We start from the raw sequence: 22,890 nt of genomic DNA, 5'->3' as shown, positions 1-22,890 counted from the left end.
AGGTGCAGATGATCGCAATCGGTGGCGCGATCGGCGTCGGCCTTTTCCTGGGTGCGGGCGGACGCCTCGCCACAGCGGGGCCGTCGCTGATCCTGTCTTATGCGGTGTGCGGCCTCGCGGCGTTCTTCGTCATGCGCGCGCTGGGCGAGCTTGTGCTGCACAGGCCCGTGTCCGGCAGCTTCGTCGAATACGCCCGCGAGTTCATCGGCCCGTGGGCCGGCTTCACCTCTGGCTGGCTCTACTGGCTGAACTGGGCGATGACAGGCATCGCCGAGATCACCGCCATCGCGATCTACATGCACAAGTGGTTCCCCGACCTGCCGCAGTGGATCACCGCGCTGGTCGCACTGGTCGTGCTCGTCGCCATCAACATGCTGTCGGTCAAGCTGTTCGGTGAGCTGGAGTTCTGGTTCAGCGTCATCAAGGTGACCGCGATCGTCGTCTTCCTGGTCGTGGGTGCCGGCCTGGTCATCGGCAACGCCGACATCGGCGGTACGACGGCCTCGGTCTCGAACACCCTCGGCCACGGCGGCTTGTTCCCGGCAGGCGTCGGCATCGCACTAATGACGTTGCAGGCCGTCGTCTTCGCCTACGCGGCCATCGAACTCGTGGGTATCGCCGCCGGTGAGACCAAGGACCCCGAAAAGGTCATGCCGCGCGCCATCAACGGCGTGGTGTACCGCATCGCGATCTTCTACGTCGGTTCGGTGCTGCTGCTGACGATGTTGTTGCCGTGGGACCACTTCACCGGCACCGAGTCGCCGTTCGTGACCGTGTTCTCGGCGCTGGGCATCCCGGTGGTCGGCGACATCATGAACGCCGTCGTGCTGACGGCCGCACTGTCCTCCTGCAACTCGGGTCTCTACTCGACCGGCCGCATCCTGAGGTCGCTGGCGCAGAAGGGCGAGGCGCCCGCGGTCACCGGTCGCATGAACTCCCGGCACGTGCCTTACGGCGGCATCCTCTTCACCGGTGTCGCCTACCTCTTCGGCGTGGTGCTCAACTACATCGTGCCGAAGGAGGCGTTCGACATCGCGATCGCCGTCGCGTCGCTGGGTGTCGTGTCGACCTGGGCCACGTTGATCATCTGCCAGTTGAGGTTGCGCAAGAAGGCCTTGGCAGGAGAGATCCAGCGGCCCTCCTATCGGATGCCCGGAGCGCCCTACACCTCGTACGGAACGCTGGCGTTCCTCGCGTTGGTGATCGGGCAGATGGCGTTCGCCGGGACGGCCGAGAAGATCGCGTTCTGGTCGATTCCGGTGCTGGCACTGGTGTTGTTCCTCGGGTGGCGCTTCGTGAAGTCGCGCGAGGCACAGGAGAAGGAACTCGTCACCGTCGACTGACCTGGCGTCGCCCGGAGGGCTGCGCAGCGGGGTCGTGGACCTCGAATATGCTGGTGAGCATGGTTGCTGCCCCACCCGTCATCGGCGTGCTAGCCCTCCAGGGCGACGTCCAGGAACACCTCGTGTCGCTCGCGAAGTGCGATGTCACCGCGCGCCCCGTCCGCCGCGCCGAGGAGTTGGACGAACTCGACGGCATCGTCATCCCCGGCGGCGAGTCGACGACCATGAGCAAGCTCCTGGTGAACTTCGAGCTGCTGGAGCCGCTGCGCGCCAAGATCAAGGCCGGGTTCCCCGCCTACGGGTCCTGCGCGGGCATGATCCTGCTGGCCGACAAGGTGCTGGACGGCCGGGAGGACCAGGAGCAGCTCGGCGGCCTGGCCGTCACGGTCCGGCGCAACGCGTTCGGCAGGCAGGTCGACTCGTTCGAGACCGACCTCGACCTGGCCGGGGAGACTGTGCACGCCGTGTTCATCCGGGCACCTTGGGTGGAGGCGGTGAGCGGCGAGGTCGAGGTTCTCGCTACGGTTCCCGTTACGGCTGAGGCGGGAGACGCCGCCGGTAGGATCGTCGCGGTCAGGCAGGGCAACGTGCTGGCGACGGCGTTCCACCCGGAGCTCACGGGTGACGAGCGTGTTCACCGACTGTTCGTTGACATGGTTCGCGGTTCGACGGAGGAGAAATGAGCGGCCACTCCAAGTGGGCGACCACCAAGCACAAGAAGGCCGCTATTGACGCCAAGCGCGGCAAGCTCTTCGCGCGGCTGATCAAGAACATCGAGGTGGCGGCCCGCACGGGCGGCGGCGATCCCGATGGCAACCCGACGCTGTTCGACGCGATCCAGAAGGCCCGCAAGAACTCGGTGCCGCTGGACAACATCGAGCGCGCCCGCAAGCGCGGCGGCGGCGAGGAAGCCGGCGGCGCCGACTGGCAGACGATCATGTACGAGGGCTACGGCCCGAACGGGGTCGCGGTGCTCATCGAGTGCCTCACGGACAACCGCAACCGCGCCGCCACCGAGGTCCGCACGGCCATGACCCGCAACGGCGGTTCGATGGCCGACCCCGGCTCGGTGTCGTACATGTTCAGCCGCAAGGGCGTCGTGATCGTGCCGAAGGCGGGCACGAACGAGGACGACGTCATGCTGGCGGTGCTGGAGGCCGGCGCCGAGGAGGTCAACGACCTGGGCGAGGCCTTCGAGGTCGTGTCCGAGGCAGGCGACCTGATCCCGGTCCGCAAGGCGCTGCAGGAAGCGGGCATCGACTACGAGTCGGCCGAGTCGAGCTTCATGCCGTCGGTGTCGGTGCAGCTGGAGGCCGAGGGCGCCAAGAAGATCTTCAAGCTGATCGACGCGCTGGAGGACTGCGACGACGTGCAGAACGTCTTCGCCAACTTCGACGTGTCGGACGAGGTCATGGCCGAGGTCGGCTGACCACCAGCGGTACGAACGCCGGTCACGCAGCAGCGTGGCCGGCGTTTTCGCGTCACTGCGCCTGAACGACCTTCAGAAACGCCGCCCAGGCGTCCGAAGAGACCGAGAGGTGGGTCGAGGGCGCCTTGCTGTCGCGGATGCCGACGCCGTGGCCGACCTCGACGCAGTTGTTGCCGTCGCCGCTGTAGCTGCTCTTGAGCCAGTTGGTCATTGGAGGCCCTCCAAGATGCTGTTGATCACCTCCCTGGATTGTTCCTGATCCAGGGCGACGGCAGCGAGGTCCGTCAGGATGTTCTCGTAGGTGTCGACGGTCTCCTTGTCATCGAAGAACAAGCAGCAGCGGACGCTCTCGATGTAGACGACCGGCGGATACTTGGGGAACTTCATCAACCGGAAGTCGCCGCACGTACCTGCGTGCATGCCGACCGATCTCGGGACGATCCGGATGCTGATGTACTTCCGCACCGACAACCGCAGCAAGTGGGCGAGCTGCTCACGCCACACCTCTTCGCCGCCGACCTGCAGCCACAACGCCTGCTCGTGCACGAAGAACGTGAATGTCCGGGTGTATTCGAGAATCTCCGCTCGGGCGGCTCGTGCCGCAACGGTCCTCGGGATGTTCTCCTCCGAGACGGTCTGGGCTTTGGCTGTGACCGCCTCGATGTACTCGTAGATCTGGAGCAGGCCCGGCACGAGGATCATCGACCAGTCGATGATCTCGATGGCCTCCTTCTCCTGGTTGATCAGCGTGCGGACCTGGTCCGGCACGCCTTCGTCGGGTACCTGCAGGAAGACGTTCCCCTGCTCGCGGAACAGCTCGATCAGCCGTTCGCGTTCCTCTAGCGGCGTGCGGCAGTAAGCGAGAAGCTCGCGGACCTCGGACTCGCTGACGCCGCCCTTGCCGGCGAGCATGTCGGACAACTTGGCCTCCTGCCAGCCGAGCGCCTCGGCGAGCTGGCGCTGGGTCAGGCCGGTGCTCTCGATGGCGGCTCGGACGCCGTTGCCGAACTCGCGGCCCACCACGCTGGACGATCTCTTGGGCATGGACGGACGGTAGGGGCAGCGCCGCGAAAGCTCTATCGTTTCCGGTCAAATATGCCTGAAGGTGGGAGTCTTGGAACAGCTCCAAGCAGGCATAAGGCGCCGGGAAGGTGCCGTAGGCTGGGTGCCGTGCTTTCCGACGAAGACATCGAGCTGCGCGCCCGCCTGCTCTCCGCGGCCGACCGGTTCGGCCACACCAACATCGTTGTGAACCCGGACGCCGAGGGCGCGGGATACGTGTTCTCGGTGGGCGCCTGGCGCCGGTTCGGCGTGGCCGAGGCGGTGGTGATCGGGCTGCCGCAGGGCATGGGCGAGAACCTGATCAACATGTACGTCCAGCGGGCAAGTGGTGGCGAGCGGTTCCAGCCCGGCAAGCTCTACGACGACTTCTTCGACGGGGTGCCCGTCGCGTTCGAGCGGGTCTACAAGGGGTTCTACCCCGAGTTCTTCGGGAGCGCGTACCTGCTCTACGACGGGTCGGACTTCGCGGCGCTGCAGATCATCGTGCCGACACCGCAGGGGCAGTGGCCGTGGCAGCCGGACGCGCCGGAGGGGTTCCACGACCACCAGATCATCCTCACCGAGAGCGGCTTGCCGGAGAGCTGGACGCCGGGGGTCACCGGGCCGTGAACGTCCACATCGGACCGTTGACACGGGGGCACGCCGGTGAGGTCATGACGGTCCAGCGCGCCGCGTACCTCGACGAGGCCCGGCGGTACGGGGCGTGGGACCTGCCGCCGCTCGTCGAGACGCTGGACGAGATCCGGCGCCACCTCGGCGACGGCACGCCGGCGTTCGGCGCGTTCGACGGGGCGCGGCTCGTCGGGTCGGTGCGCAGCCGCGTCGACGGCGAGCGGATGGAGGTCGCCCGGCTGGCCGTCGCACCGGACGTGCAGGGCGGCGGGGTCGGGCGGAGGCTCCTCGAGGCGATCAGCGAGCGGGCGCCCGCGCAGGTGCGGGTCGTCTGGTTGTTCACCGGCGCCGAGAGCGACGGGAACATCGGGTTCTACGAGAGCGCCGGGTTCGTCCGGGTCAGCGAGCACCTCGACGCCGTCGGCATCAGGTGCGTCACGCTGGAGCAGAAGGTCGTCTGATGTGCTGAGGGAGACCAAACCGTTGTCCGGAGGTCGTTGTCCGCTTTTCCGGCGCCGACACCGGACAACGTTCTACCTGTAGAAATGCGGTGCGATCGGCGGTCTGAGGGGGATCGGTGATCGCTGCCGGGGGAGGAGCGTCCCGCACCGCAGGAGGCACAGGGGGATGCGGTGCGGGACGCTTCGGAAAGCATCTAGGGCTTCCGTCCCAGAAGTCCGATCAGGCGCGTCTGGTCGTCCGCGTCCGGCGGCACCGGAACGGGCGAGTCGAACATCGGCGAACCACTCCACTCACCGATGCTCCGCTCGACGTACTTCAGGACGGTCGACGCGAGATCGGGATCGATGCGTTCGTCGGCGCCGATCGAGCGCGCCAGGTCCCAGGCGTGGACCGCGAGATCCGTGGTCATCTGCCAGCAGTACTCGTCGGCGGCCAGCTTTCCCGACGACACGGTCACGGGTTTCGCCAGCGCGAACGGCCCGAGCCACGCCTCGCGCGCCGCCGCGGCCGCCACGACCCAGGACACGAGCGGGTCGTCGCCCAGGTTGTCGTGGTCGAACCGGTCGCCGACCTGTTCCGCCGTGCAGCCGGCCAGCAGTTCCGGCGCCCAGAGCTGCTCGTACACGAGATGGCCGACGAGGTCTCTGACCGACCACTCCCGGCAGGGGGTACCGAGCGACCACTGGTCCGGGGCGATCTGCCGGACCCGCCGGTCGAACTCCGTCATCGCCACACCGTGCGCCTGGATCAAGTCCATCCCAGCAGTGCATCAAATCTCGCCCAAGTGCGCACCCCGGCGTGAGAGTTAAGCCACTTGGGCGCAACCCTGATTTCAAACCGTACGCGCGTTCGGCGTAATCTCGACCAGATCCGCCGTGACATCGTTGACACGAGAGGACGATGACGTGAGCGCTCCAAGCGCCAGCATCTCCGCGCAGGACAAGGGATTCTTCGGGCACCCCCGAGGCCTGTCCACGCTGTTCTTCACCGAACTCTGGGAACGGTTCTCGTTCTACGGGATGAAGGCCATCCTCGGCCTCTACCTGTGGACAGCCGTGTCCGAGGGAGGTCTTGGCGTCGACAAGGCGCTCGCCCTGTCCGTCGTGGCCATCTACGGCACAGCGGTCTACATGTCCGGTGTCGCGGGCGGCTGGCTGGCCGACCGCGTCTGGGGCGGGCAGCGGTCGGTGTTCTACGGCGGCGTGCTGATCATGTTCGGCCACATCGCGCTGGCCCTGCCGATCGGCCTCGCGGGCGTCTACACGGGCCTGGTCCTCATCGTGCTCGGCACGGGCCTGCTCAAGCCGAACATCTCGACCGTCGTCGGCGGGCTCTACGAGCAGCACGACAACCGCCGTGACGCCGGCTTCACGATCTTCTACATGGCCATCAACATCGGTGGCTTCATCTCGCCGCTGATCACCGGCGCGCTCGCGGACGGCCTCGGCTTCCACTGGGGCTTCAGCGTGGCCGCGGTCGGCATGGCGCTCGGCCTGGTCCAGTACCACCACGGCCGCAGGAACCTGCGCGGCTCGGCCGCCGTGGCGCCGAACCCGTTGCCCGCGCAGGAGAAGGGCCGCATCTACGGCCTGATCGGCCTCATCGCCGCGGCGATCGTCGGGCTGGGTGTGCTGGCGTTCTTCCTCGGCGGTGTCGAGGGTGTCATCCTGATGATCAGCATCATGTCCATCGTGCTGCCGATCGGCTACTTCACCGTCATGCTGCGCAGCAAGAAGACGCTGCCGCACGAGCGTCCCCGGGTCGTCGCCTACATCCCGCTGTTCATCGCGGCGGCGATGTTCTGGCTGATCTTCGAGCAGAGCGCGTCGGTCATCGCGGAGTTCGCCGACTCGAACGTCGACAACCACGTGTTCGGCTGGCAGTTCCCGGTCGCCTGGTTCCAGTCGATCAACCCGATCATGATCATCGTGCTGGCGCCGGTGTTCGCGCTGCTGTGGGTGAGGCTCGCGAACCGCGCGCCGTCCACGCCGCGCAAGTTCGCGGGTGCGCTGGTGCTCGTCGGCCTGTCGTTCGTGCTCATGTACTTCGCGAGCAACTCGGCCGCCGACGGCAAGGTGACGCCGCTCTGGCTCGTGGTGATGTTCCTGTTCATGACCGCCGGTGAGCTCATGCTCTCGCCGGTCGGTCTCTCGGTCACGACGAAGCTGGCGCCCAAGGCGTTCGCGTCGCAGACGATGGGTCTGTGGTTCCTGGCGAGCTCGGCCGGTACCGGTGTGGCCGCGCAGCTCGTGAAGTTCTACACGACGAGCCCGTCGGCTTACTTCCTCACGCTGGGCGGCGCCGCCGTCGTTCTCGGTGGCGGCCTGGCCGTGGCGGCACCGACTATCAAGAAGCTGATGTCGGGCGTCGAATAGGGCTTTCGACAAGGTGAGAGGGAGGCCCGTCGCGGCGGCGGTGCGGCGGGTCTCCCTCTCACTTCTAAGAATGCACTACGCAGATGTGTCATTGGGGCACGAACATTGCTCCAGCCGGGTGAAGTCGAGCACTCGCCGCAACGAAATTAGCCCCAGGTCAGCATTACTTCACCGTCAGTGATCGGCTGCTTTCGTTGGCCCGTACCGGAAGTCGCAACGCGCCGCGGATGAGTTTCGAGCGCCTGCGCGTCATCGGGCCGTCCGCCGCGAGTTTCGGGAAGCGCTTGAAGAGTTCGTGCAACGCCAGCGAGCCCTCGATGCGGCTCAGGCCCGCGCCGATGCAGTAGTGGATGCCCGCGCTGAACGCGAGGTGCTCGCGCGCGTTGGACCGCGTCGGGTCGAACTTCAGCGGGTCCTCGAACACCCTCGGATCGCGGTTCGCCGCCGCCAGCAGCAGCATCACCGGCATGCCCTTCGGCAGCGACACCCCGGCCAGCTCGAGGCGTTCCCCTGGCCAGCGGATCGTGTACTGCACGGGCGGGTCGAGCCGCAGCACCTCCTCGACGAACCCCTCGGCGTACTCGGGGCTCTGGGCCAGCGGCGCCACGGTGTGGGGGTTCTCGAACGCCTTCAGCACGCCGTTGCTGATCAGGTTGACCGTCGTCTCGAAGCCCGCGAAGAGCAGCAACCCGGTGGTGGCGACGAGGTCCTCGCGGCTGAGGTCCTCGTGCTGCGTCACGAGGTGGCTGACGATGTCGTCCTGGGGGTTGCGGCGGCGTTCGTCGATCAGGACGTCGATGAAGTCGTTGTACTCGATGATCGTGGCGTGCAGGTCCTTCAGTTGCCGGTGTGACCACACGCCGTCGAGCGTCTCCGCCAGGGCGCTGCCCCAGCGGGCGAAGACGTCCTTGTGGTCGTCAGGAACACCCAGCAGATCGGCGATCACCTGGATCGGCACCTGCGACGCGAACTCGGTGACGACGTCGAAGCGGTCGCCCAGCCGGTCGAGGTGGTCGGTCACGATCTTCTGGATGGACGCCGTGCGGTCCTTGAGAGCCCTTGGCGTGAAGAACGGCTGCACGAGCCTGCGCAGGCGGGTGTGGTCCGGCGGGTTCTTCATCAGGAACGAGTCCTGCACCGGGTTGACGATCTTCTCGCCGTTCCTGACCAACGTGATCGGCACCATCGACGCCTCGTCGAAGGTCGCGGTGACGAACCTGTTGTCCCGCAGCACCGAGTCGCAGATCTCGCGGCTCGGCGTGACGTAGGCGCCCATGCGGCTGCGCACCATGTCGCCCTTGGCGCGCACCTTCTCGTACATCGCGTACGGGTCGCGGTCCGGCGGCGAGGCCATGACACCCGCGTACGGGTCACCGATCAGCGCGTAGCCGCGGACGAGCGTGCGCAGCGCGAAGAACTGGGCGGTGGTCTTCAGCTGGGACATGTGTCCACAGTGCGGTCTACGTGAAGAACTCTCAAGAGTTGCGGCGGTGTCGCCGCACGGTTTCTTCCACGAGATCGAGAACGGGTTCCATGTCGTCGGCCGGGAGCCCCATCGCGAGGTGCGAGACGAGGCCTTCCAGCACGAGTTCCAGGAAGCTGGTCAGCACCGTGACGTCGACGTCGTCGCGCAGGTTGCCGGCTTCGCGCTGCCGGATGAGGCGCTGGCGGGTGGCGGCGGTGAGCTGCTCGCTGCGTTCGGCCCACCGCGCCCGGAAATCCGGGTCGGTGCGGAGCCGGCGGGAGACCTCGAGGCGCGTGCCGAGCCAGTCGGCGGCGTGCTCCCCGGTCCGCTTCTCCGGCTCGTCGAGCAGGTCGCGCATGACCTGGACGAGGCCCTGCTCGGCGACGACGTCCGCCATCCGGAGCGCGTCGTCCTCGGCGAGTGCGAGGAAGAGCGACTCCTTGTCACGGAAGTGGTGGAAGATCGCGCCGCGAGAGAGGCTCGTGGCTTCTTCCAGACGGCGTACCGTGGCACCCTCGTAGCCGTGTCGCGCGAAACAGGCACGCGCACCGTCGAGGATCTGACGGCGGCGGGCGTCGAGGTGGTCCTGGCTGACCCTGGGCACCGGTAGATGGTCGCAGGGACAGGGTGGGAAATCCAATCCGTACGTACGGATTGGACAGGTCCATCGGTGTGATCTTTCGCCATGATCCCTTTCGTGTGGATCATCGGCCGGGCCTGCGCGAACGGGCGAGGCGCTGCCCATATCCTCTGCCGCCATGGACACCCAGGAGATCATCAAGCTGTCGACGCTCGCCGAGCGCCTGGGATGGCAGCGGCGTGAGTCCACAGGTGTCCACATGATCGACCTGCTGCTCAGCCGGTCCGTCTCGGATCTCATCGCCGCCCTCGCGGAGAACCGGGACAGGTAAGCGCTTTCCGGCCCAATCGGGACGGGGTTGACTCAGCTCTCGCGCGGTGGTGTGATCTGCGCGACAGTCAAGAAACTTTCCTGTCTAAAACTGAATCCGCCGCCGCTCCGTCGTGAACCCCCTACCCGTCTCGTGGGAGGCACAACAGTGGCACCGAGTAGAAGCCGGACGTTTCGCGCGTTCGGCGCGATGGGTGTTGCCTGCACAACAGCCGTCGCAGTGATGTCGGTACCGGAGGCCCTCGCGGCACCGGTGCGGTACGAAGCGGAGAACGCGACGATCTCGCAGGGCGTGGTGGAGTCGAACCACGCCGGGTTCTCCGGGGCCGGGTTCGTGAACGCCGACAACGTCGCGGGGAGCTCGGTCGAGTTCACCGTCACCGCGTCGAAGGCGGGCCAGGCCAAGCTGGTCTTCCGCTACGCCAACGGAACCACGGCCAACCGGCCGGTCGACGTGAGCGTCAACGGCAGCCTCGCCGTCGACGAGCGCGCGTTCGCCGGTACCGGCGCGTGGACGACGTGGATGTCCGCCGAGAACACCGTGAACCTGAACGCGGGCTCGAACAAGATCAAGCTCACGTCCACCGGTGCCACCGGTGGCCCCAACCTCGACTACCTGGAGGTCGAGGAGCTCGCGTCCATTCCCGCGCTGGAGCAGGAGGCGGAGGACGCGACGATCAGCCAGGGCGTGGTCGAGTCCAACTGGGCGGGCTTCTCCGGCCGCGGGTTCGTCAACTACAACAACGTCATCGGCTCGTCGGTCGAGTACACGATCAACGCCGAGTCCGGTGGCGAGCACGACCTGACGTTCCGCTACGCCAACGGGACGACGGCCGACCGCCCGGTCTCGGTGACCGTGGACGGCGCCCACGCGCAGACCGTCTCGTTCCCCGGCACGGGCGCGTGGACGACGTGGCGGACGCGGACCGCGAAGGTCACGCTGCACGCCGGCGCGAACAGGATCAAGGCGACCGCGACGACCGCGAACGGCGGCCCGAACGCGGACAAACTGACCGCCGTGCTGGTCGGCCCGCCGGACAACGAGGCACCGACGCCGCCGCGCAACCTGCAGTTCGTCAGCTCGACCCACAACTCCGTGTCGCTGAAGTGGGAGGCGGCCACCGACAACGTGGGCGTCACCGGCTATGACATCTACCAGCACGGCCAGCTCGTCACGAGCGTCGGCAACGTGCTGGAGGCGACCGCGACCGGCCTGCGTCCCGATGTCGAGTACGACTGGACCGTGTTCGCGAAGGACCGCGCCGGCAACGTCTCGCAGGCGTCGAACAACGTGCCGGGCCGCACCAAGCCCGCGCCCGTGGACAACCAGGCGCCCACCACTCCGGGCACCCTGCGTTCCACCGGCGCCACCTCCACCAGCGTCGCCATCGCCTGGGGCGCTTCGAGCGACAACGTGGCCGTCACCGGCTACGAGATCCACTTCGACGGTGCCCTGAAGCAGACCGCGGACGGTTCGGCCACGTCGGCGACCGTCGCCGGCCTGGTGACCGGCCAGACGTACGCGGTGAAGGTGCGCGCCAAGGACGCGGCGGGCAACCTCTCGCCGTTCTCGAACGAGATCTCCGTCAAGCCGACGGCCGGCGGCGGCACCGGTGTGCCGAACCCCGGCACGGTCAAGCAGATCGCCGGCGGCGTCGACGTGGCGTGGGGTCTCGCGTTCCTGCCCGACGGCTCGGCGCTGGTGACCGAGCGCGAGACGTTCAACGTCCTGCGCGTGACCGAGGCCGGCGCCAAGACCGTCGTCGGCAAGGTGCCCGGCGCCATGGGCACGAACGGTGAGGGCGGCGCGCTCGGCATCGAGGTGTCGCCGAACTTCGCCGCCGACCGGTTCGTGTACGTCTACCACACCTACAGCGGCGGAAACCGCCTGGTCAGGGCCCAGTTCGACGGCACGCGGCTGACCGGCTGGACGACGTTGCTCGACGGCGTGCCGAAGAACCGCTACCACAACGGCGGGCGCCTGAGGTTCAGCCCGGACGGCCGGTACCTGTTCATCTCGACCGGTGACGCGCAGAACGAGAACAACGCGCAGAACCTGAACACCAACGCGGGCAAGATCCTGCGGGTCAACCCGGACGGCTCCATCCCGTCCGACAACCCGTTCCCCGGCAAGGCGATCTGGAGCTATGGCCACCGCAACGTGCAGGGCCTCGACTTCGACTCGCGGGGACGCCTGTGGGCCACGGAGTTCGGCAACTCGCGGCAGGACGAGGTCAACCTGATCACCAAGGGCGGCAACTACGGCTGGCGGCCCTGCGAGGGCACGATCGGCGACTGCGCCGGCACCGTCCCGCCGAAGAAGACCTGGTCGACCTCGCAGGCCTCACCCTCCGGCCTGACGATCATCAACGACTACGTCTTCGTCGCCACCACCGTCGGCCAGCGCATCTACCGCATGCGCATCGACGCCAACGGCAACCTCGTCGACCAGCAGATCTACTTCCAGGGCACCTACAACCGCCTGCGCACGGTCGAGGTGGACCGGGAGGGCGACATCTGGCTGACCACGACGACCGACAAGGACGGCTCGGCCGGCAACGACCGGGTCCTGCACATCGACATCGTCTACGAAGGCGGCGGCAGTGCTTTCAAGCTGACGTCCCCGGCGTTCGCGGACGACGCGATGATCCCGGCCAAGCACACGTGCGCCGGTGACGGTGTCGCGGGCCAGGACCCGTCGCCGTCGTTCGCGTGGGGTGAGTCCGCCGGGGCGAAGGCCTACGCCATCGTGTTCGCGGACCGCGTGAACAACGGCAACAAGCTCCATTGGGCGATCTGGGACATTCCGGGTGGTTCCCGTTCGCTGCCGGAGAACCTGGGGTCCGGGTTCGCCGTGCCGGGCCAGGGCGCGGCGAAGCAGAAGGCGATGGGATCCGGTGCCAACTCCCTGAAGTACTTCGGGCCCTGCCCTGGCGGCTCGACCAACCCGTACACGTTCACGTTGTACGCGTTGAACACCGCGACGGTTCCGGGGATCACCTCCGGTTCGTCGATGGCGCAGATCGAGACGGCGATCAAGAACGCGTCGGTCGCGGCCACGGTGCTGCGCGGCCGTTCGAATGCCAGGACATAGCTTCACCTGAGGTCCCACCCGATGCCGCTCGCCGGAGCGTCGAGCCAGACGCGATGGCGGCCATCGGGTGTGACCGTCAGTCCAAGGCGGTCCCAGTTCGGCCGGCCGAGTTCGTCCCACGTTCGTTGTGCGGCTTCGAACGCGTCCCAGATCCGGACTGGACCGCCTTGGCGCACTTCACGTTCCCCCGTGTCGTCCGGCTTCAATCCGACCGAGGCCCACGAGCCGTCGTTGGTGCTGAAGACCGCCTTGTCTCCGCGGTAGCCGAACGTCACCTTGCCCGGCAAAGCTGCCTGAGCGAGGAACCACGGCACGAGGGACGACCATGGAAGAGGATCCAGCCGTGTGGCCGAACGCGTTTCCTCATCGAGGTCGACTGCTGGAACGAGGGTTTCCGGTGCGCTGTCCTCATCGCGGATCGCCATGAATCCCGCCCATCGAGGCAGGAACCTTCCTTCGAGGCGATCGGCGTGACGTGTGAGCGACACGAGGTTGCCGGCGTGGACGCTCGGTTTGAGGTCCACGAGGACACGGCCTCCTTCGCTGACTTGTTCTGCCCATGCCCTTGGCACCTGAGGTAGCGAGCACGTCGCGATGATTCGGTCGAACGGAGCATGCTGCGGCCAGCCATCAGCGCCGTGCGTGGCCGCGAGAGTAGGGGCAAGTCCCAGTCCGGTCAGCCGTGCACGGGCGGCGTTGACGAGCAAGGCACCTATGTCGACTGAGAACACGTGCTCGGACCCGAGCCGGTGCGCGAGCAGCGCGGCGTTGTAGCCCGTACCGGTGCCGATTTCCAGCACTCGATGACCTGCGTGCAGGTCGAGGGCTTCGAGCATGCGGACCATGAGTCCCGGTTTGGTCGACGACGAGACGGTGACGCGGTGGCCTTCCGGCGTCGTGGCGAGTTCGGTGACCAGCGGCCGGTCCCGGTAGACGGCGGTCATCCAGCCGTCGTCCCGCGACGTCGTCTCAGTCCACGCCCCATCGGCTTGCTGGACGTAGAACCTGGGCACGAAAACGTGCCGTGGCACCGATTCCAGCGCATCCCGCCAGGCGGTGGCGCCGTCCGCCTCGACCTCGTCCGCGAGCCTGCGGGCCAGCTGCTGCCAGGCCGTCATCCGGCCTCCAGAACGTCGGCGATCGCCTCGCTGATCGGTGCCTCGATCTCGTCCTCGATCCATCCGTACTGGCCGCCCGCGTTGCACTCGAGAAACACCCACGCGCCGTCCGGTCTGATGACGAAGTCGAACGCTCCGTAAACGAGGCCGAGTGCGGCGCAGTATCCGCGCACACCGTTCGTGACCTGGCCCGGCGGCTCGATCCGTTCGTACCGCAGGGCGCTGTAGTCGTTGCGCCAGTCGACGCGGGTCTCCTCGGTCCGAGCGTGGATGGCGGCGGCGAACAGCCGATCGCCGACCACGATCACCCGCGCGTCGCACAGCTTGGGGACCCAGCGCTGGAACTGGTGAGCGCTGACCTCGATTCCACGCAGGTCAGCGAGATCGCTCTCGGTCACGAGCGCGGTGAAGGTGACCTTCCGGACTCCCTCCTCCCGGATGGAAGGTGAGCCGAACGCTTTGGTCACCACCTCGCCGCCGCAGGCGAACCGGCGAACGGCCTCGGCTTCGTTCGTGACGAGTGTGTCCGCCACCTGGAGGCCACATCGAGCGGCGGTGACCAGCTGTACGGGCTTGTACGCCGCGTCCGCGTTGCGTGCCGGATGGTTCACCCAACACACGGGCAGAGCTGCCAGGACTCCTCCGAGGCCCAGCTTGGACTCGGTCGTCGCCCACTGGCGTTCGGTCGCGGACAGCGTGCCGGGGAACTCGAACGCGGCGGGGCTGCGGTACCAGATCGATCGCAGCTCCTCCAACGCGACGATCTTCCCGTTCGTCCGCAACCGTCCGGTCCACCGGCCTTGCCGCAACTCCGCGTCGATGGCTGCTTCCAGTGGGAATCGCGCTGTGTCGAACCGGACATGCGGCACATCCCGCTCGTGCAGGGTGCGGATGACTCGATCGGCTGTGGGATCCCGGTCCGCGGCGAGCACGAGAACCGTCATCAGTCGTTGATCCAGTCTTCGGCGCTGGGCGGGTCCTCACCGTCGACGCTCGACGTCGTCAGCGCTGTCGGCTCGCCGGAGACCGGTACCGGGCGAGCCGGGTGTGCGCGGCGCAGTCCCCAGGGTCTGACGCCGTCCGGTGAGGGCATCGCGCCTGCGTCGATCGTGCCGGTGGAGCCTGCCAGCGCGAACTGCCCGCTGACCGGTGCGAGCGGGTCTGTCATCAGGGCCCCCGTGGTGATCCTCTGTGTTTGCTTGATTACCTTACGAGTTGGAGGTCCTCCAAGGAACTGTGTCAAAAACCCCTGCATGCACGCGTGCACACGGGCATTTCACTTGTTTCGTAAGGATTTGAGGGCTGCGAGTGTCAGACCCCGCGTGTAGCGTCGAATCGGCCAGACGATCACGGGGAGTGTGGCAGCGTGACTGCGTTGCGTAATCAACCGGCGCCGGCGAGGTTCGCCGATCGCGCCGAGGCCGAGGCTTATGTGGCCTCGGTCTGTTTCAAACACGGGCCTCCGAGGCTTTTCGGCGTGGAGCTGGAATGGACCGTCCACCACGCCGAAGACCCTGTTCAGGTCCTCGACAAACACCGGCTCGCCGTCGCTCTCGGCGAACACGCACCACCCACTCTCGTTCCGGACAGCCCGCAGAGGCCGCTTCCCAGCGGCACCCCGCTGACCGTCGAACCGGGAGGGCAGGTCGAGATCTCCACTCCTCCCTGCACCAGCCTCCCGGACCTCTTCTCCACCGTCGCCCAGGACATCTCCTACCTCACCGCCATGCTGGCCGACCACGGTCTCGTGCTTGGCGACAAGGGCGCTGACCTGCATCGACGTCCCACCCGCCTGCTGCAGGTGCCGCGGTACGCCGCGATGGAGCACGCGTTCGGCGGGCTCGGCGCCGACGGCATCTCGATGATGTGCAACACCGCCGGTCTGCAGGTGTGCCTCGACTTCGGCGAGCAGAAGTACCTGCAGGACAGATGGGCCGCCGTGCACCAGCTCGGGCCGGTGATGATTGCGCTGTTCGCGAACTCGCCGAGCATCGGTGGCATGCACCAGGACTGGGCGTCCGCGCGCATGCGCACGCTCTACGGCTGTGATCCCGTGCGCACCAGACCCAGTGCTGTGTGCGCCGATCCGGCTCAGGCCTACGCACGAAGAGTCGTCGACACACCCGTCATCGTCGTGCGCGGGCCGGGTCCCAACTGGATTCCGGCGCGCAGGTTCACGTTCGCCGAGTGGCTGGACGGGGCGCACGATCGCGCGCCCACGAGCGACGACCTCGACTACCACCTGTCGTTGATGTTCCCGCCGGTGCGGCCGCGGGGGTACATGGAGATCAGATACCTGGACACACCCGCTCCGGGCGGGTGGATCGCGCCGAGTGCGCTGCTCGTCGCGCTGTTCAGCGATCCGTCCGTTGTGGACGGTGTGCTGGCGGCGACCGAACGGGCGGCCGGGCGGTGGCTCGTCGCCGCGCGGCACGGACTGGCGGACGAACGCATCGCGCGTGCCGCGAAAGACGTTGTGGCGCTGGGCATCGAGGCGTTGCCCCGCACCGGACTCTCCCACGACCAGATCGGCGCCATCGGCCGGGAGCTTGAGGGGAAGCTGTGACCCGCCAAATCAATGGAGACGACCTCCGCGAGCAGGTGGCGGGGGAACTGTTGCGCTCGCGCGCGCGTTCCACCGCCCTGACCGACGCCGTCGACGAGCACGACCTCGTGCGGCAGCATTCGAAGCTGATGTCGCCGCTGGTCTGGGACCTGGCGCACATCGGCAACCAGGAAGAGCTGTGGCTCGTTCGCGACGTCGGCGGACGTGAACCGGTGCGCAGCGACATCGACGAGTACTACGACGCGTTCAAGTTCTCCCGCAGCGTGCGGCCGGAGTTGCCGTTGCTCAACCCTCGTGAAGCCCGCCAGTACGTCGGGGACGTGCGCGGCAAGGTGTTCGACGTGCTGGAGAAGGTGCCGCTGCAGGGGCGCCGGCTCGTCGAGAACGGCTTCGCGTTCGGGATGATCGTGCAGCACGAGCAGCAGCACGACGAGACGATGCTGGCGACGCACCAGTTACGTACGGGTGAACCGGTGCTGCACGCACCGTTGCCACCTGGTGGAAACCTGGTTCCCGCAACGGAAGCGTTCATTCCGGGCGGACCGTTCGAAATGGGCACGTCGGACGAACCGTGGGCGCTGGACAACGAACGTCCGGCGCACGCCGTGCACGTCGACTCGTTCTTCATCGACACGACACCGGTGACGAACGGCGAGTACGCCGAGTTCGTCCTGGCAGGCGGGTACGACGACCGTCGTCTGTGGACGGACGAGGGCTGGCAGCACCGGACGAGCGCCAAGCTCGTGGCGCCGAGGTTCTGGCAGCGCGAGGAGAACTCGTTCGTGCGCACGGCGTTCGGCGTGACGGAGCCGATCGTGCCGGACGAACCCGTGGTGCACGTGTGCTTCCACGAGGCGCAGGCGTACGCGACGTGGGCTCACAAGCGTCTGCCGACCGAGGCCGAGTGGGAGAAGGCGGCCCGGTTCGACACCGCCGCCGGCAAGACCCGCCGTTACCCGTGGGGCGACGAGGAACCGGCCGAGCAGCACGCGAACCTCAACCAGCGCCACCTGCGCCCGGCCCCGGTCGGCGCGTATCCGGAGGGGGCGTCCCCGGCCGGTGTGCACCAGCTGATCGGCGACGTGTGGGAGTGGACGTCGAGCGACTTCGGCCCGTATCCGGGCTTCGAGGTGTTCCCGTACCGCGAGTACTCCGAGGTCTTCTTCGGCCCGGACTACAAGGTGCTGCGCGGAGGTTCGTTCGGCACCGACAAGTCGGCGATCCGCGCGACGTTCCGCAACTGGGACTACCCGATCAGACGGCAGATCTTCGCCGGCTTCCGCTGCGCCAGGGACGCCTAGACAGATGTGCCGCCACCTGGCTTACCTGGGCACCGCCGTGCCCATCGGCGGTCCGCTCTACGAGGCACCGCACTCGCTGGAGCGCCAGTCCTACGCGCCCGGCGACATGCGGGCGGGAGGAACCGTCAACGTCGACGGGTACGGCGTCGGCTGGTTCCCCGGCCCGGTGCGCTACCGGCGGGCCGGCACGTTGTGGAGCGACCCGAACCTGCGTCAGCTGGCGGGCACCGAATCGACGGCCTTCCTGGCGGCGGTCCGGTCCGCGACCACGGGGATGCCCGTGGCGGACGCGGCCTGCGCGCCGTTCACCGACGGCACGTGGTTGTTCAGCCACAACGGACGCGTCGACGGCTGGCCGCACACCGTGGCGGGCCTGGCGAAGACGCTCGACGTGACCGACCTGCTCACGATGGACGCGCCGACCGACTCCGCGCTGTTGTGGACGGTCCTCAGACGTCGGCTGGAGACCGGGAAGAACCCGGCACAAACGCTTGTTGAACTCGTGCGGGAGGTTGTGGACGCGGCGCCGAAGTCGCGCCTTAACTTCCTGCTGACCAACGGAGAAGTGCTCGTGGGGACGACGTGGACACACGCCCTGTGGGTGCTGCAGAAAGGTGAGGGCGTGACACTCGCGTCCGAGCCGCTCGACGACGACCCTGGCTGGCGGGAGATCCCCGACCGGCACGTGGTCACCGCCGTACCATCCACTGTGGAGGTTCGACCGATTTGACTTCCTCCCCCTCGTGAACGAGTGGGATTCCTACAGCTTGCGCCGCAGGGTTTTCTGTTTCGTCGCCGACTGCCCGCCCGGAGTGTTCCGTTGAGGTCTTACACCGGCTCCACAGACTGTCACCGCCAGCCCGGCGGCCAGAATGTTGCGTGCCGCGTTCACGTCCCGGTCATGGGTCGCGCCGCAACCACAGGTCCAGGTGCGCAGGTGCAGCGGCATCGCTGCCGCGAGTGCGCCACAGACCGAACACAGCTTGGACGATGGGAACCAGCGATCCACGGTGATCACGTCCCGCCCGTACCAGCTCGCTTTGTACTCCAGCAGTTGCCGGAACTGCCGCCATCCCGCATCACTGATCGCACGGGCCAGGCGCCGGTTGCCGACCATGTTCGACACGGCCAAATCCTCGATCACGAACGTTTGGGTATCACGCACGAGCCGAGTTGTGACCTTGTGCAGGAAGTCCGCGCGCCGATCAGTGATCCGGGCGTGGACACGGGCGACCTTGACGCGGGCCTTGTCTCTGTTGCTGCTGCCCTTCTGCTTGCGGCACAAGGCGCGCTGTGCCTTCGCGAGCGCGGTTCGGTCCCGGCGCTCGTGCCGGGGGTTGCCGATCTTCTCCCCGGTCGACAGGACCAGCAGCTGATCGAGACCGACATCGATCCCCACCACCGCATCCGTGGTGGGCAACGGCCGCACGCCGGGATCCTCACACAGCAGGGACACGAACCACCGCCCGGCCGCGTCCCGAGACACAGTCACCGTCGAGGGCGCCACGCCCTCGGGCAGTGGCCGGGACCAGCGGATGTCCAGCGGCTCGGCCATCTTCGCCAGCATCAGCTCGCCGTCACGCCACCGGAACGCCGAACGCGTGTACTCAGCGCCGGCACGCGACTTCTTCCGCGACTTGAACCGCGGATACCGGGCACGCTTGGCGAAGAAGTTCGTGAACCCGGTCTGCAGATGCCGCAACGCCTGCTGCAGCGGCACTGCGGATACGTCGCCCAGGAACGCGAGTTCCTCAGTGCGTTTCCAGGCGGTCAGCAGCGCCGACGTGGCCATGTAGCCGACCCGTTCTCCGCGTTGCGTCCACGCTTCCGTTCGGACCTGCAGTGCCAAGTTGTAGACCTTGCGGACACACCCGAACGTGCGCGACAGCTCTTCTGCCTGTGTCTCGGTCGGATAGAAGCGGTACCGGAACGCCCGCTTCACTTGCCGATTCACAGCTCGCAACCTACTGAATCGCTGTGTGGCTCCAGGCGGTGGGCCTGTCCAGGTCCTGCTCCGCAGGGGTCCGATCTCTCCCCGCCCGGACGGACGGGGTCTCCTCGGAGGGCATCTAATGACCGAGCCGGTGCTGGACGTTCATCTCAAGCCGGAGGACGCCGCACACGCGCTACGTGCCGACGTTCGGGCCGGACTGACCGCGGACCCCAAGTGGGTCTCGCCGAAGTGGTTCTACGACGCCGTGGGCAGTGCGCTGTTCGAGGACATCACGAGGTTGCCCGAGTACTACCCGACCCGTGCCGAACGGGAGGTGCTCGCGGAGCGCGCGGGCGAGATCGCGGCGACGACGGGCGCGCATTCGCTGGTGGAGCTGGGTTCCGGCTCGTCGGAGAAGACGCGGCTGCTGCTCAGCGCGTTGCGCGAGCACGGGACGCTCAAGGAGTTCGTGCCGCAGGACGTGTCGGTGTCGGCGCTCACCGAGGCCGCGCACGCGATCATCGCGGACTACCCGGGCCTGCGGGTGCACGGCGTGGTCGGCGACTTCACGCAGCACCTGTCGTTGCTGCCCGGTGAGTCGCCGCGCGTGGTCGCGTTCCTGGGCGGCACGATCGGCAACCTCATCCCGGAGGAACGGGAGAAGTTCCTCCGCACGGTCCGCGACGTGCTGGATCCGGGGGAGTGGCTGCTGCTCGGCACGGACCTCGTCAAGGATCCGGCCACGCTGGTGCGCGCGTACGACGACGCGCAGGGCGTGACGGCGGAGTTCAACCGCAACGTGCTGAACGTGCTGAACCGCGAGGTGGGCGGAGACTTCGACGTCGAGGCGTTCGAGCACGTGGCGTTGTGGAACGCCGAGCAGGAGTGGATCGAGATGCGCCTGCGCGCCAAGCGGGCGATGAGCGTGACGCTCGCCGAGCTCGGCCTGGTCGTCGAGTTCCGCGAGGGCGAGGAACTGCGCACCGAGGTGTCGGCCAAGTTCCGCAGGGAGGGCGTGCGGCAGGAGCTGGAGGACGCCGGATTCTCGCTGCACCGCTGGTGGACCGACGCCGAGGGACGGTTCGCGGTCTCGCTAGCCCAAGCGGTGTAGCCCAGGTCACAACCCGACGATAGGCGGGTACTGGCGGCTCACCGTGAGTGGTGGGCTGGCTCGATGACTCCTGCATCAACGCGTGCCGTGCGCGTGGCGCTTGTCAGTGTCCTCGCGCTCGGCACCGTCATCACCGGTCTGGGCAGCGCGTCAGCCCAGCCCGAAGCCACCTCCGCCGTCAGACCCGCCGCGTGGGGGCCGTGCGCGGCGGACGTGCTCGCCGAGATCCCCGCCGCCGAACGCACGAAGGTCAGCTGTGCGGTCCAGACGGTGCCGGTCGACCACTCGCGTCCGCGCGGTGACTCGACCGGCGTCGTCATGATGAAGCGCCCCGCCGGCGACCCGGCGAAGAAGATCGGTTCGCTGTTCATCAACCCCGGCGGTCCCGGTGGCGCCGGGCTGATCTACAGCGCGTACGGCGGAAGCTTCTTCACGCCGGAGATCCTCGAGAAGTTCGACCTCATCGGCTTCGACCCGCGCGGTGTCGGCCGCAGCGCGCCGCTGCGCTGCTTCCGCACCCAGGAAGAGGCCGATGCGGTCAACGTCGGCTGGTACGCGCTGCCGATCACCAAGGACGAGATCGCCAGTTCCCTCCGGCAGTCCAAGGTCTACACGGACTACTGCAAGATCAACGCCGGTCCGCTGCTCAACCACATGTCGACGGAAGCGGTCGCACGCGACCTCGACATGATGCGCGAAGCCGTGGGGGACAGGCAGCTCACGTACGTCGGCTTCTCGTACGGCACGCTGCTCGGCGCGACCTACGCGAACATCTTCCCGCACCGGTCACGTGCCCTGGTGCTGGACGGCAACGTCGACCCGCAGCTGCGGCTGACCAACGGCGCGCAGTACGACCGTGAGCGCGCCCGCGGCTTCGAGATCGCGTTGGACGCGATGCTGAAGCGTTGCGACTCCGTCGGTGTCGAGCGGTGTGCGTTCGCCGGTGACGCGCGCAAGAAGTTCGATGACATCCGCGAGTCGTTGCGCAAGGGCCCCACGACGTTGCCCAACGGCACCCAGGTGACGCTGACCGGCTTGGTCGGGCGCACGGCGAGCAACCTGTACAGCCCGACCACGTTCAAGGCGCTGACGGCGTGGCTGCAGTCGATCCACGCCGCCCAGAATCCGTCCGCCTTGGGTGTTCAGTCCATTGTGGACGTTCCGATGCTGAACAACCTGGGCGGCAGGGCCGACGTCCGGGTGCTGCCGGAGACGCCGTACACGAGCGACGACTCTTACTACGCCGTCAACTGCATCGACAAGCCGTTCTCCCGCTCGAACCGCCACTGGGCCCGGACCGCGGACAGGTGGGAGCAGGAGTCGAGGACGTTCGGCCGCTACCAGGCCGCGTCCGACCTGCTGACCTGCCCGACGTGGCCGGACCGCAACCCGGACCGCTGGATCGGCCCGTGGAACCGCCACACCAGGAACCCGATCGTCGTGGTGGGCAACTACTACGACCCGGCGACGCAGTACCTGTTCTCGGAGCGCATGGCCAAGCAACTCGGCAACGCGCGCCTGATCAGCGTCGACGCGTTCGGTCACTGCATCCTCGGTGACTCGGCCGGCGCCGACGCGGCGGTGACGAGGTACCTCGTCGACCTCACCGCCCCCGCGAACGGTCAGGTCTTCCAGCCGAACGCCCAACCGTTCTAGTGGTGTGGCCCGGAAGGTTGCCGGGGGAATTCGCGTTCAGACGCCGCGAGGTGCCCTGCTGAGCGTGGATTACCTCGCCGACGTTCCGGGTCGCGCCACTAGTGTCGTGCGCCGGAAATTCGCCTGCAAAAGCGTGCGAGTGACTCGAGGATCTCTTCGGCGGTCTTGGTCCAGAGGAACGGCCGGGGATGGGTGTTCCAGTCGGCGATCCAGGCCCGGACGTCCTTCTCGAGTGCTTGCACGCTCTTGTGGGCGCCGCGTTTGATCTTCTGCTCGGCCAGGAACCCGAACCAGCGTTCGACCTGGTTGATCCACGAGGATCCGGTCGGGGTGAAGTGCATGTGGAACCGCGGATGCTTCGCCAGCCAGGCCTTGATCGCCGCGGTCTTGTGCGTGCCGTAGTTGTCGCAGACCAGATGCACGTCCAGCCCGGCGGGCACGGTCTTGTCGATC

At 67.4% G+C, this 22,890-nt stretch carries 23 protein-coding genes; 13 read left to right on the top strand and 10 right to left on the bottom strand.

What is annotated here, in order from left to right; all coding sequences use genetic code 11:
* The first annotated feature begins 8 nt into the window (after positions 1–8).
* The 3 genes from BLR21_RS34260 to BLR21_RS34250 are packed head-to-tail and all read left to right on the top strand — an operon-like array spanning position 9 to position 2,772.
* The gene (locus BLR21_RS34260) at positions 9–1,343 is read left to right on the top strand and encodes an amino acid permease (protein ID WP_256335130.1); all 1,335 of its coding nucleotides are present in this window, start codon (positions 9–11) and stop codon (positions 1,341–1,343) included.
* Between the two features lie 59 nt (positions 1,344–1,402).
* Positions 1,403–2,026, top strand: coding sequence for a pyridoxal 5'-phosphate synthase glutaminase subunit PdxT (pdxT, locus tag BLR21_RS34255; RefSeq protein ID WP_090013065.1), 624 nt, complete (start codon positions 1,403–1,405; stop codon positions 2,024–2,026).
* Positions 2,023–2,772 (top strand): YebC/PmpR family DNA-binding transcriptional regulator, encoded by a 750-nt coding sequence (locus BLR21_RS34250; protein ID WP_090012872.1) that lies wholly within the window; start codon positions 2,023–2,025, stop codon positions 2,770–2,772. Before pdxT ends, BLR21_RS34250 begins: the two co-directional genes overlap by 4 nt.
* 52 nt (positions 2,773–2,824) lie before the next feature.
* On the opposite strand, the gene BLR21_RS34245 is transcribed toward BLR21_RS34250, so the two are convergent.
* Both BLR21_RS34245 and BLR21_RS34240 read right to left on the bottom strand, forming a co-directional pair.
* Positions 2,825–2,983, bottom strand: a complete 159-nt coding sequence (locus BLR21_RS34245) for a DUF397 domain-containing protein (RefSeq protein WP_090012869.1) — start codon at positions 2,981–2,983, stop codon at positions 2,825–2,827.
* On the bottom strand, positions 2,980–3,816 hold the full coding sequence (locus BLR21_RS34240; protein ID WP_090012867.1) for a helix-turn-helix domain-containing protein: 837 nt from the start codon (positions 3,814–3,816) through the stop codon (positions 2,980–2,982). Before BLR21_RS34240 ends, BLR21_RS34245 begins: the two co-directional genes overlap by 4 nt.
* A 126-nt stretch (positions 3,817–3,942) precedes the next feature.
* Here BLR21_RS34240 and BLR21_RS34235 point away from each other — a divergent pair, with 126 nt between their 5' ends.
* Together BLR21_RS34235 and BLR21_RS34230 are read left to right on the top strand one after the other, a co-directional pair.
* Positions 3,943–4,443, top strand: coding sequence for a DUF4262 domain-containing protein (locus BLR21_RS34235; protein ID WP_245816686.1), 501 nt, complete (start codon positions 3,943–3,945; stop codon positions 4,441–4,443).
* Between the two features lie 44 nt (positions 4,444–4,487).
* Positions 4,488–4,907, top strand: coding sequence for a GNAT family N-acetyltransferase (locus BLR21_RS34230; RefSeq protein ID WP_090013063.1), 420 nt, complete (start codon positions 4,488–4,490; stop codon positions 4,905–4,907).
* Positions 4,908–5,101: 194 nt separating this feature from the next.
* On the opposite strand, the gene BLR21_RS34225 is transcribed toward BLR21_RS34230, so the two are convergent.
* Positions 5,102–5,665 (bottom strand): TIGR03086 family metal-binding protein, encoded by a 564-nt coding sequence (locus BLR21_RS34225; protein WP_090012861.1) that lies wholly within the window; start codon positions 5,663–5,665, stop codon positions 5,102–5,104.
* 148 nt (positions 5,666–5,813) lie between these two features.
* Between BLR21_RS34225 and BLR21_RS34220 the strand changes: the two genes are divergently transcribed.
* Positions 5,814–7,283, top strand: a complete 1,470-nt coding sequence (locus BLR21_RS34220; RefSeq protein WP_090012859.1) for a peptide MFS transporter — start codon at positions 5,814–5,816, stop codon at positions 7,281–7,283.
* 163 nt (positions 7,284–7,446) lie between these two features.
* On the opposite strand, the gene BLR21_RS34215 is transcribed toward BLR21_RS34220, so the two are convergent.
* Positions 7,447–8,727, bottom strand: a complete 1,281-nt coding sequence (locus BLR21_RS34215; RefSeq protein ID WP_090012856.1) for a cytochrome P450 — start codon at positions 8,725–8,727, stop codon at positions 7,447–7,449.
* A gap of 31 nt (positions 8,728–8,758) precedes the next feature.
* Positions 8,759–9,352, bottom strand: a complete 594-nt coding sequence (locus BLR21_RS34210) for a TetR/AcrR family transcriptional regulator (protein WP_030478076.1) — start codon at positions 9,350–9,352, stop codon at positions 8,759–8,761.
* A gap of 154 nt (positions 9,353–9,506) precedes the next feature.
* Between BLR21_RS34210 and BLR21_RS42880 the strand changes: the two genes are divergently transcribed.
* On the top strand, positions 9,507–9,659 hold the full coding sequence (locus tag BLR21_RS42880) for a hypothetical protein (protein ID WP_157512953.1): 153 nt from the start codon (positions 9,507–9,509) through the stop codon (positions 9,657–9,659).
* Between the two features lie 222 nt (positions 9,660–9,881).
* On the top strand, positions 9,882–12,752 hold the full coding sequence (locus BLR21_RS34205) for a PQQ-dependent sugar dehydrogenase (protein WP_256335118.1): 2,871 nt from the start codon (positions 9,882–9,884) through the stop codon (positions 12,750–12,752).
* Between the two features lie 2 nt (positions 12,753–12,754).
* Here BLR21_RS34205 and BLR21_RS34200 read toward each other — a convergent pair whose 3' ends face one another.
* Genes BLR21_RS34200 through BLR21_RS34190 form a run of 3 tightly spaced genes read right to left on the bottom strand, consistent with a single transcriptional unit; the run spans position 12,755 to position 15,038 of the window.
* Positions 12,755–13,870: a methyltransferase domain-containing protein gene (locus BLR21_RS34200; RefSeq protein WP_090012852.1), complete on the bottom strand. Its 1,116-nt coding sequence runs from the start codon at positions 13,868–13,870 to the stop codon at positions 12,755–12,757.
* Positions 13,867–14,814, bottom strand: coding sequence for an ATP-grasp ribosomal peptide maturase (gene tgmB, locus BLR21_RS34195; RefSeq protein ID WP_090012849.1), 948 nt, complete (start codon positions 14,812–14,814; stop codon positions 13,867–13,869). The genes BLR21_RS34200 and tgmB overlap by 4 nt, the downstream gene beginning before the upstream one ends.
* Positions 14,814–15,038 (bottom strand): hypothetical protein, encoded by a 225-nt coding sequence (locus BLR21_RS34190; RefSeq protein WP_090012847.1) that lies wholly within the window; start codon positions 15,036–15,038, stop codon positions 14,814–14,816. The genes tgmB and BLR21_RS34190 overlap by 1 nt, the downstream gene beginning before the upstream one ends.
* 198 nt (positions 15,039–15,236) lie before the next feature.
* Between BLR21_RS34190 and BLR21_RS34185 the strand changes: the two genes are divergently transcribed.
* The 3 genes from BLR21_RS34185 to egtC are packed head-to-tail and all read left to right on the top strand — an operon-like array spanning position 15,237 to position 18,467.
* Positions 15,237–16,436, top strand: a complete 1,200-nt coding sequence (locus tag BLR21_RS34185) for a glutamate-cysteine ligase family protein (protein ID WP_090012845.1) — start codon at positions 15,237–15,239, stop codon at positions 16,434–16,436.
* A complete protein-coding gene (gene egtB / locus BLR21_RS34180; RefSeq protein ID WP_090012841.1) occupies positions 16,433–17,737 on the top strand; it encodes an ergothioneine biosynthesis protein EgtB in 1,305 nt (434 codons plus the stop codon). Before BLR21_RS34185 ends, egtB begins: the two co-directional genes overlap by 4 nt.
* Positions 17,738–17,741: 4 nt before the next feature.
* A complete protein-coding gene (egtC, locus tag BLR21_RS34175) occupies positions 17,742–18,467 on the top strand; it encodes an ergothioneine biosynthesis protein EgtC (protein ID WP_090012838.1) in 726 nt (241 codons plus the stop codon).
* 30 nt (positions 18,468–18,497) lie between these two features.
* On the opposite strand, the gene BLR21_RS34170 is transcribed toward egtC, so the two are convergent.
* A complete protein-coding gene (locus BLR21_RS34170; RefSeq protein ID WP_090012835.1) occupies positions 18,498–19,691 on the bottom strand; it encodes an RNA-guided endonuclease InsQ/TnpB family protein in 1,194 nt (397 codons plus the stop codon).
* A gap of 118 nt (positions 19,692–19,809) precedes the next feature.
* Here BLR21_RS34170 and egtD point away from each other — a divergent pair, with 118 nt between their 5' ends.
* Together egtD and BLR21_RS34160 are read left to right on the top strand one after the other, a co-directional pair.
* Complete coding sequence (egtD, locus tag BLR21_RS34165) at positions 19,810–20,781, top strand: L-histidine N(alpha)-methyltransferase (RefSeq protein ID WP_090012833.1); 972 nt, start codon at positions 19,810–19,812, stop codon at positions 20,779–20,781.
* Positions 20,782–20,844: 63 nt separating this feature from the next.
* Entirely contained in the window at positions 20,845–22,437 is a 1,593-nt protein-coding gene (locus BLR21_RS34160) for an alpha/beta fold hydrolase (protein ID WP_090012828.1), read from the top strand.
* Between the two features lie 98 nt (positions 22,438–22,535).
* Here BLR21_RS34160 and BLR21_RS34155 read toward each other — a convergent pair.
* A partial coding sequence (locus BLR21_RS34155) for a transposase (RefSeq protein WP_176929833.1) occupies positions 22,536–22,890 on the bottom strand: 355 nt, incomplete at its 5' end.

The organism is Lentzea albidocapillata subsp. violacea (assembly GCF_900100275.1).
In the GTDB taxonomy this organism is placed as follows: Bacteria; Actinomycetota; Actinomycetes; order Mycobacteriales; family Pseudonocardiaceae; genus Lentzea; species Lentzea violacea.
The sequence above is the reverse complement of the archived record's forward strand: the minus strand, read 5'-3'. Positions and strand labels throughout refer to the sequence as shown.

Coding starts and splice junctions, on each gene's coding strand:
- BLR21_RS34260 (WP_256335130.1), top strand. CDS start 9: ATGATCGCAATCGGTGGCGCGATCGGCGTCGGCCTTTTCCTGGGTGCG.
- pdxT (WP_090013065.1), top strand. CDS start 1,403: ATGGTTGCTGCCCCACCCGTCATCGGCGTGCTAGCCCTCCAGGGCGAC.
- BLR21_RS34250 (WP_090012872.1), top strand. CDS start 2,023: ATGAGCGGCCACTCCAAGTGGGCGACCACCAAGCACAAGAAGGCCGCT.
- BLR21_RS34245 (WP_090012869.1), bottom strand. CDS start 2,983: ATGACCAACTGGCTCAAGAGCAGCTACAGCGGCGACGGCAACAACTGC.
- BLR21_RS34240 (WP_090012867.1), bottom strand. CDS start 3,816: ATGCCCAAGAGATCGTCCAGCGTGGTGGGCCGCGAGTTCGGCAACGGC.
- BLR21_RS34230 (WP_090013063.1), top strand. CDS start 4,488: ATGACGGTCCAGCGCGCCGCGTACCTCGACGAGGCCCGGCGGTACGGG.
- BLR21_RS34225 (WP_090012861.1), bottom strand. CDS start 5,665: ATGGACTTGATCCAGGCGCACGGTGTGGCGATGACGGAGTTCGACCGG.
- BLR21_RS34215 (WP_090012856.1), bottom strand. CDS start 8,727: ATGTCCCAGCTGAAGACCACCGCCCAGTTCTTCGCGCTGCGCACGCTC.
- BLR21_RS42880 (WP_157512953.1), top strand. CDS start 9,507: ATGGACACCCAGGAGATCATCAAGCTGTCGACGCTCGCCGAGCGCCTG.
- BLR21_RS34205 (WP_256335118.1), top strand. CDS start 9,882: ATGTCGGTACCGGAGGCCCTCGCGGCACCGGTGCGGTACGAAGCGGAG.
- BLR21_RS34200 (WP_090012852.1), bottom strand. CDS start 13,870: ATGACGGCCTGGCAGCAGCTGGCCCGCAGGCTCGCGGACGAGGTCGAG.
- tgmB (WP_090012849.1), bottom strand. CDS start 14,814: ATGACGGTTCTCGTGCTCGCCGCGGACCGGGATCCCACAGCCGATCGA.
- BLR21_RS34190 (WP_090012847.1), bottom strand. CDS start 15,038: ATGACAGACCCGCTCGCACCGGTCAGCGGGCAGTTCGCGCTGGCAGGC.
- egtC (WP_090012838.1), top strand. CDS start 17,742: ATGTGCCGCCACCTGGCTTACCTGGGCACCGCCGTGCCCATCGGCGGT.
- egtD (WP_090012833.1), top strand. CDS start 19,810: ATGACCGAGCCGGTGCTGGACGTTCATCTCAAGCCGGAGGACGCCGCA.
- BLR21_RS34160 (WP_090012828.1), top strand. CDS start 20,845: ATGACTCCTGCATCAACGCGTGCCGTGCGCGTGGCGCTTGTCAGTGTC.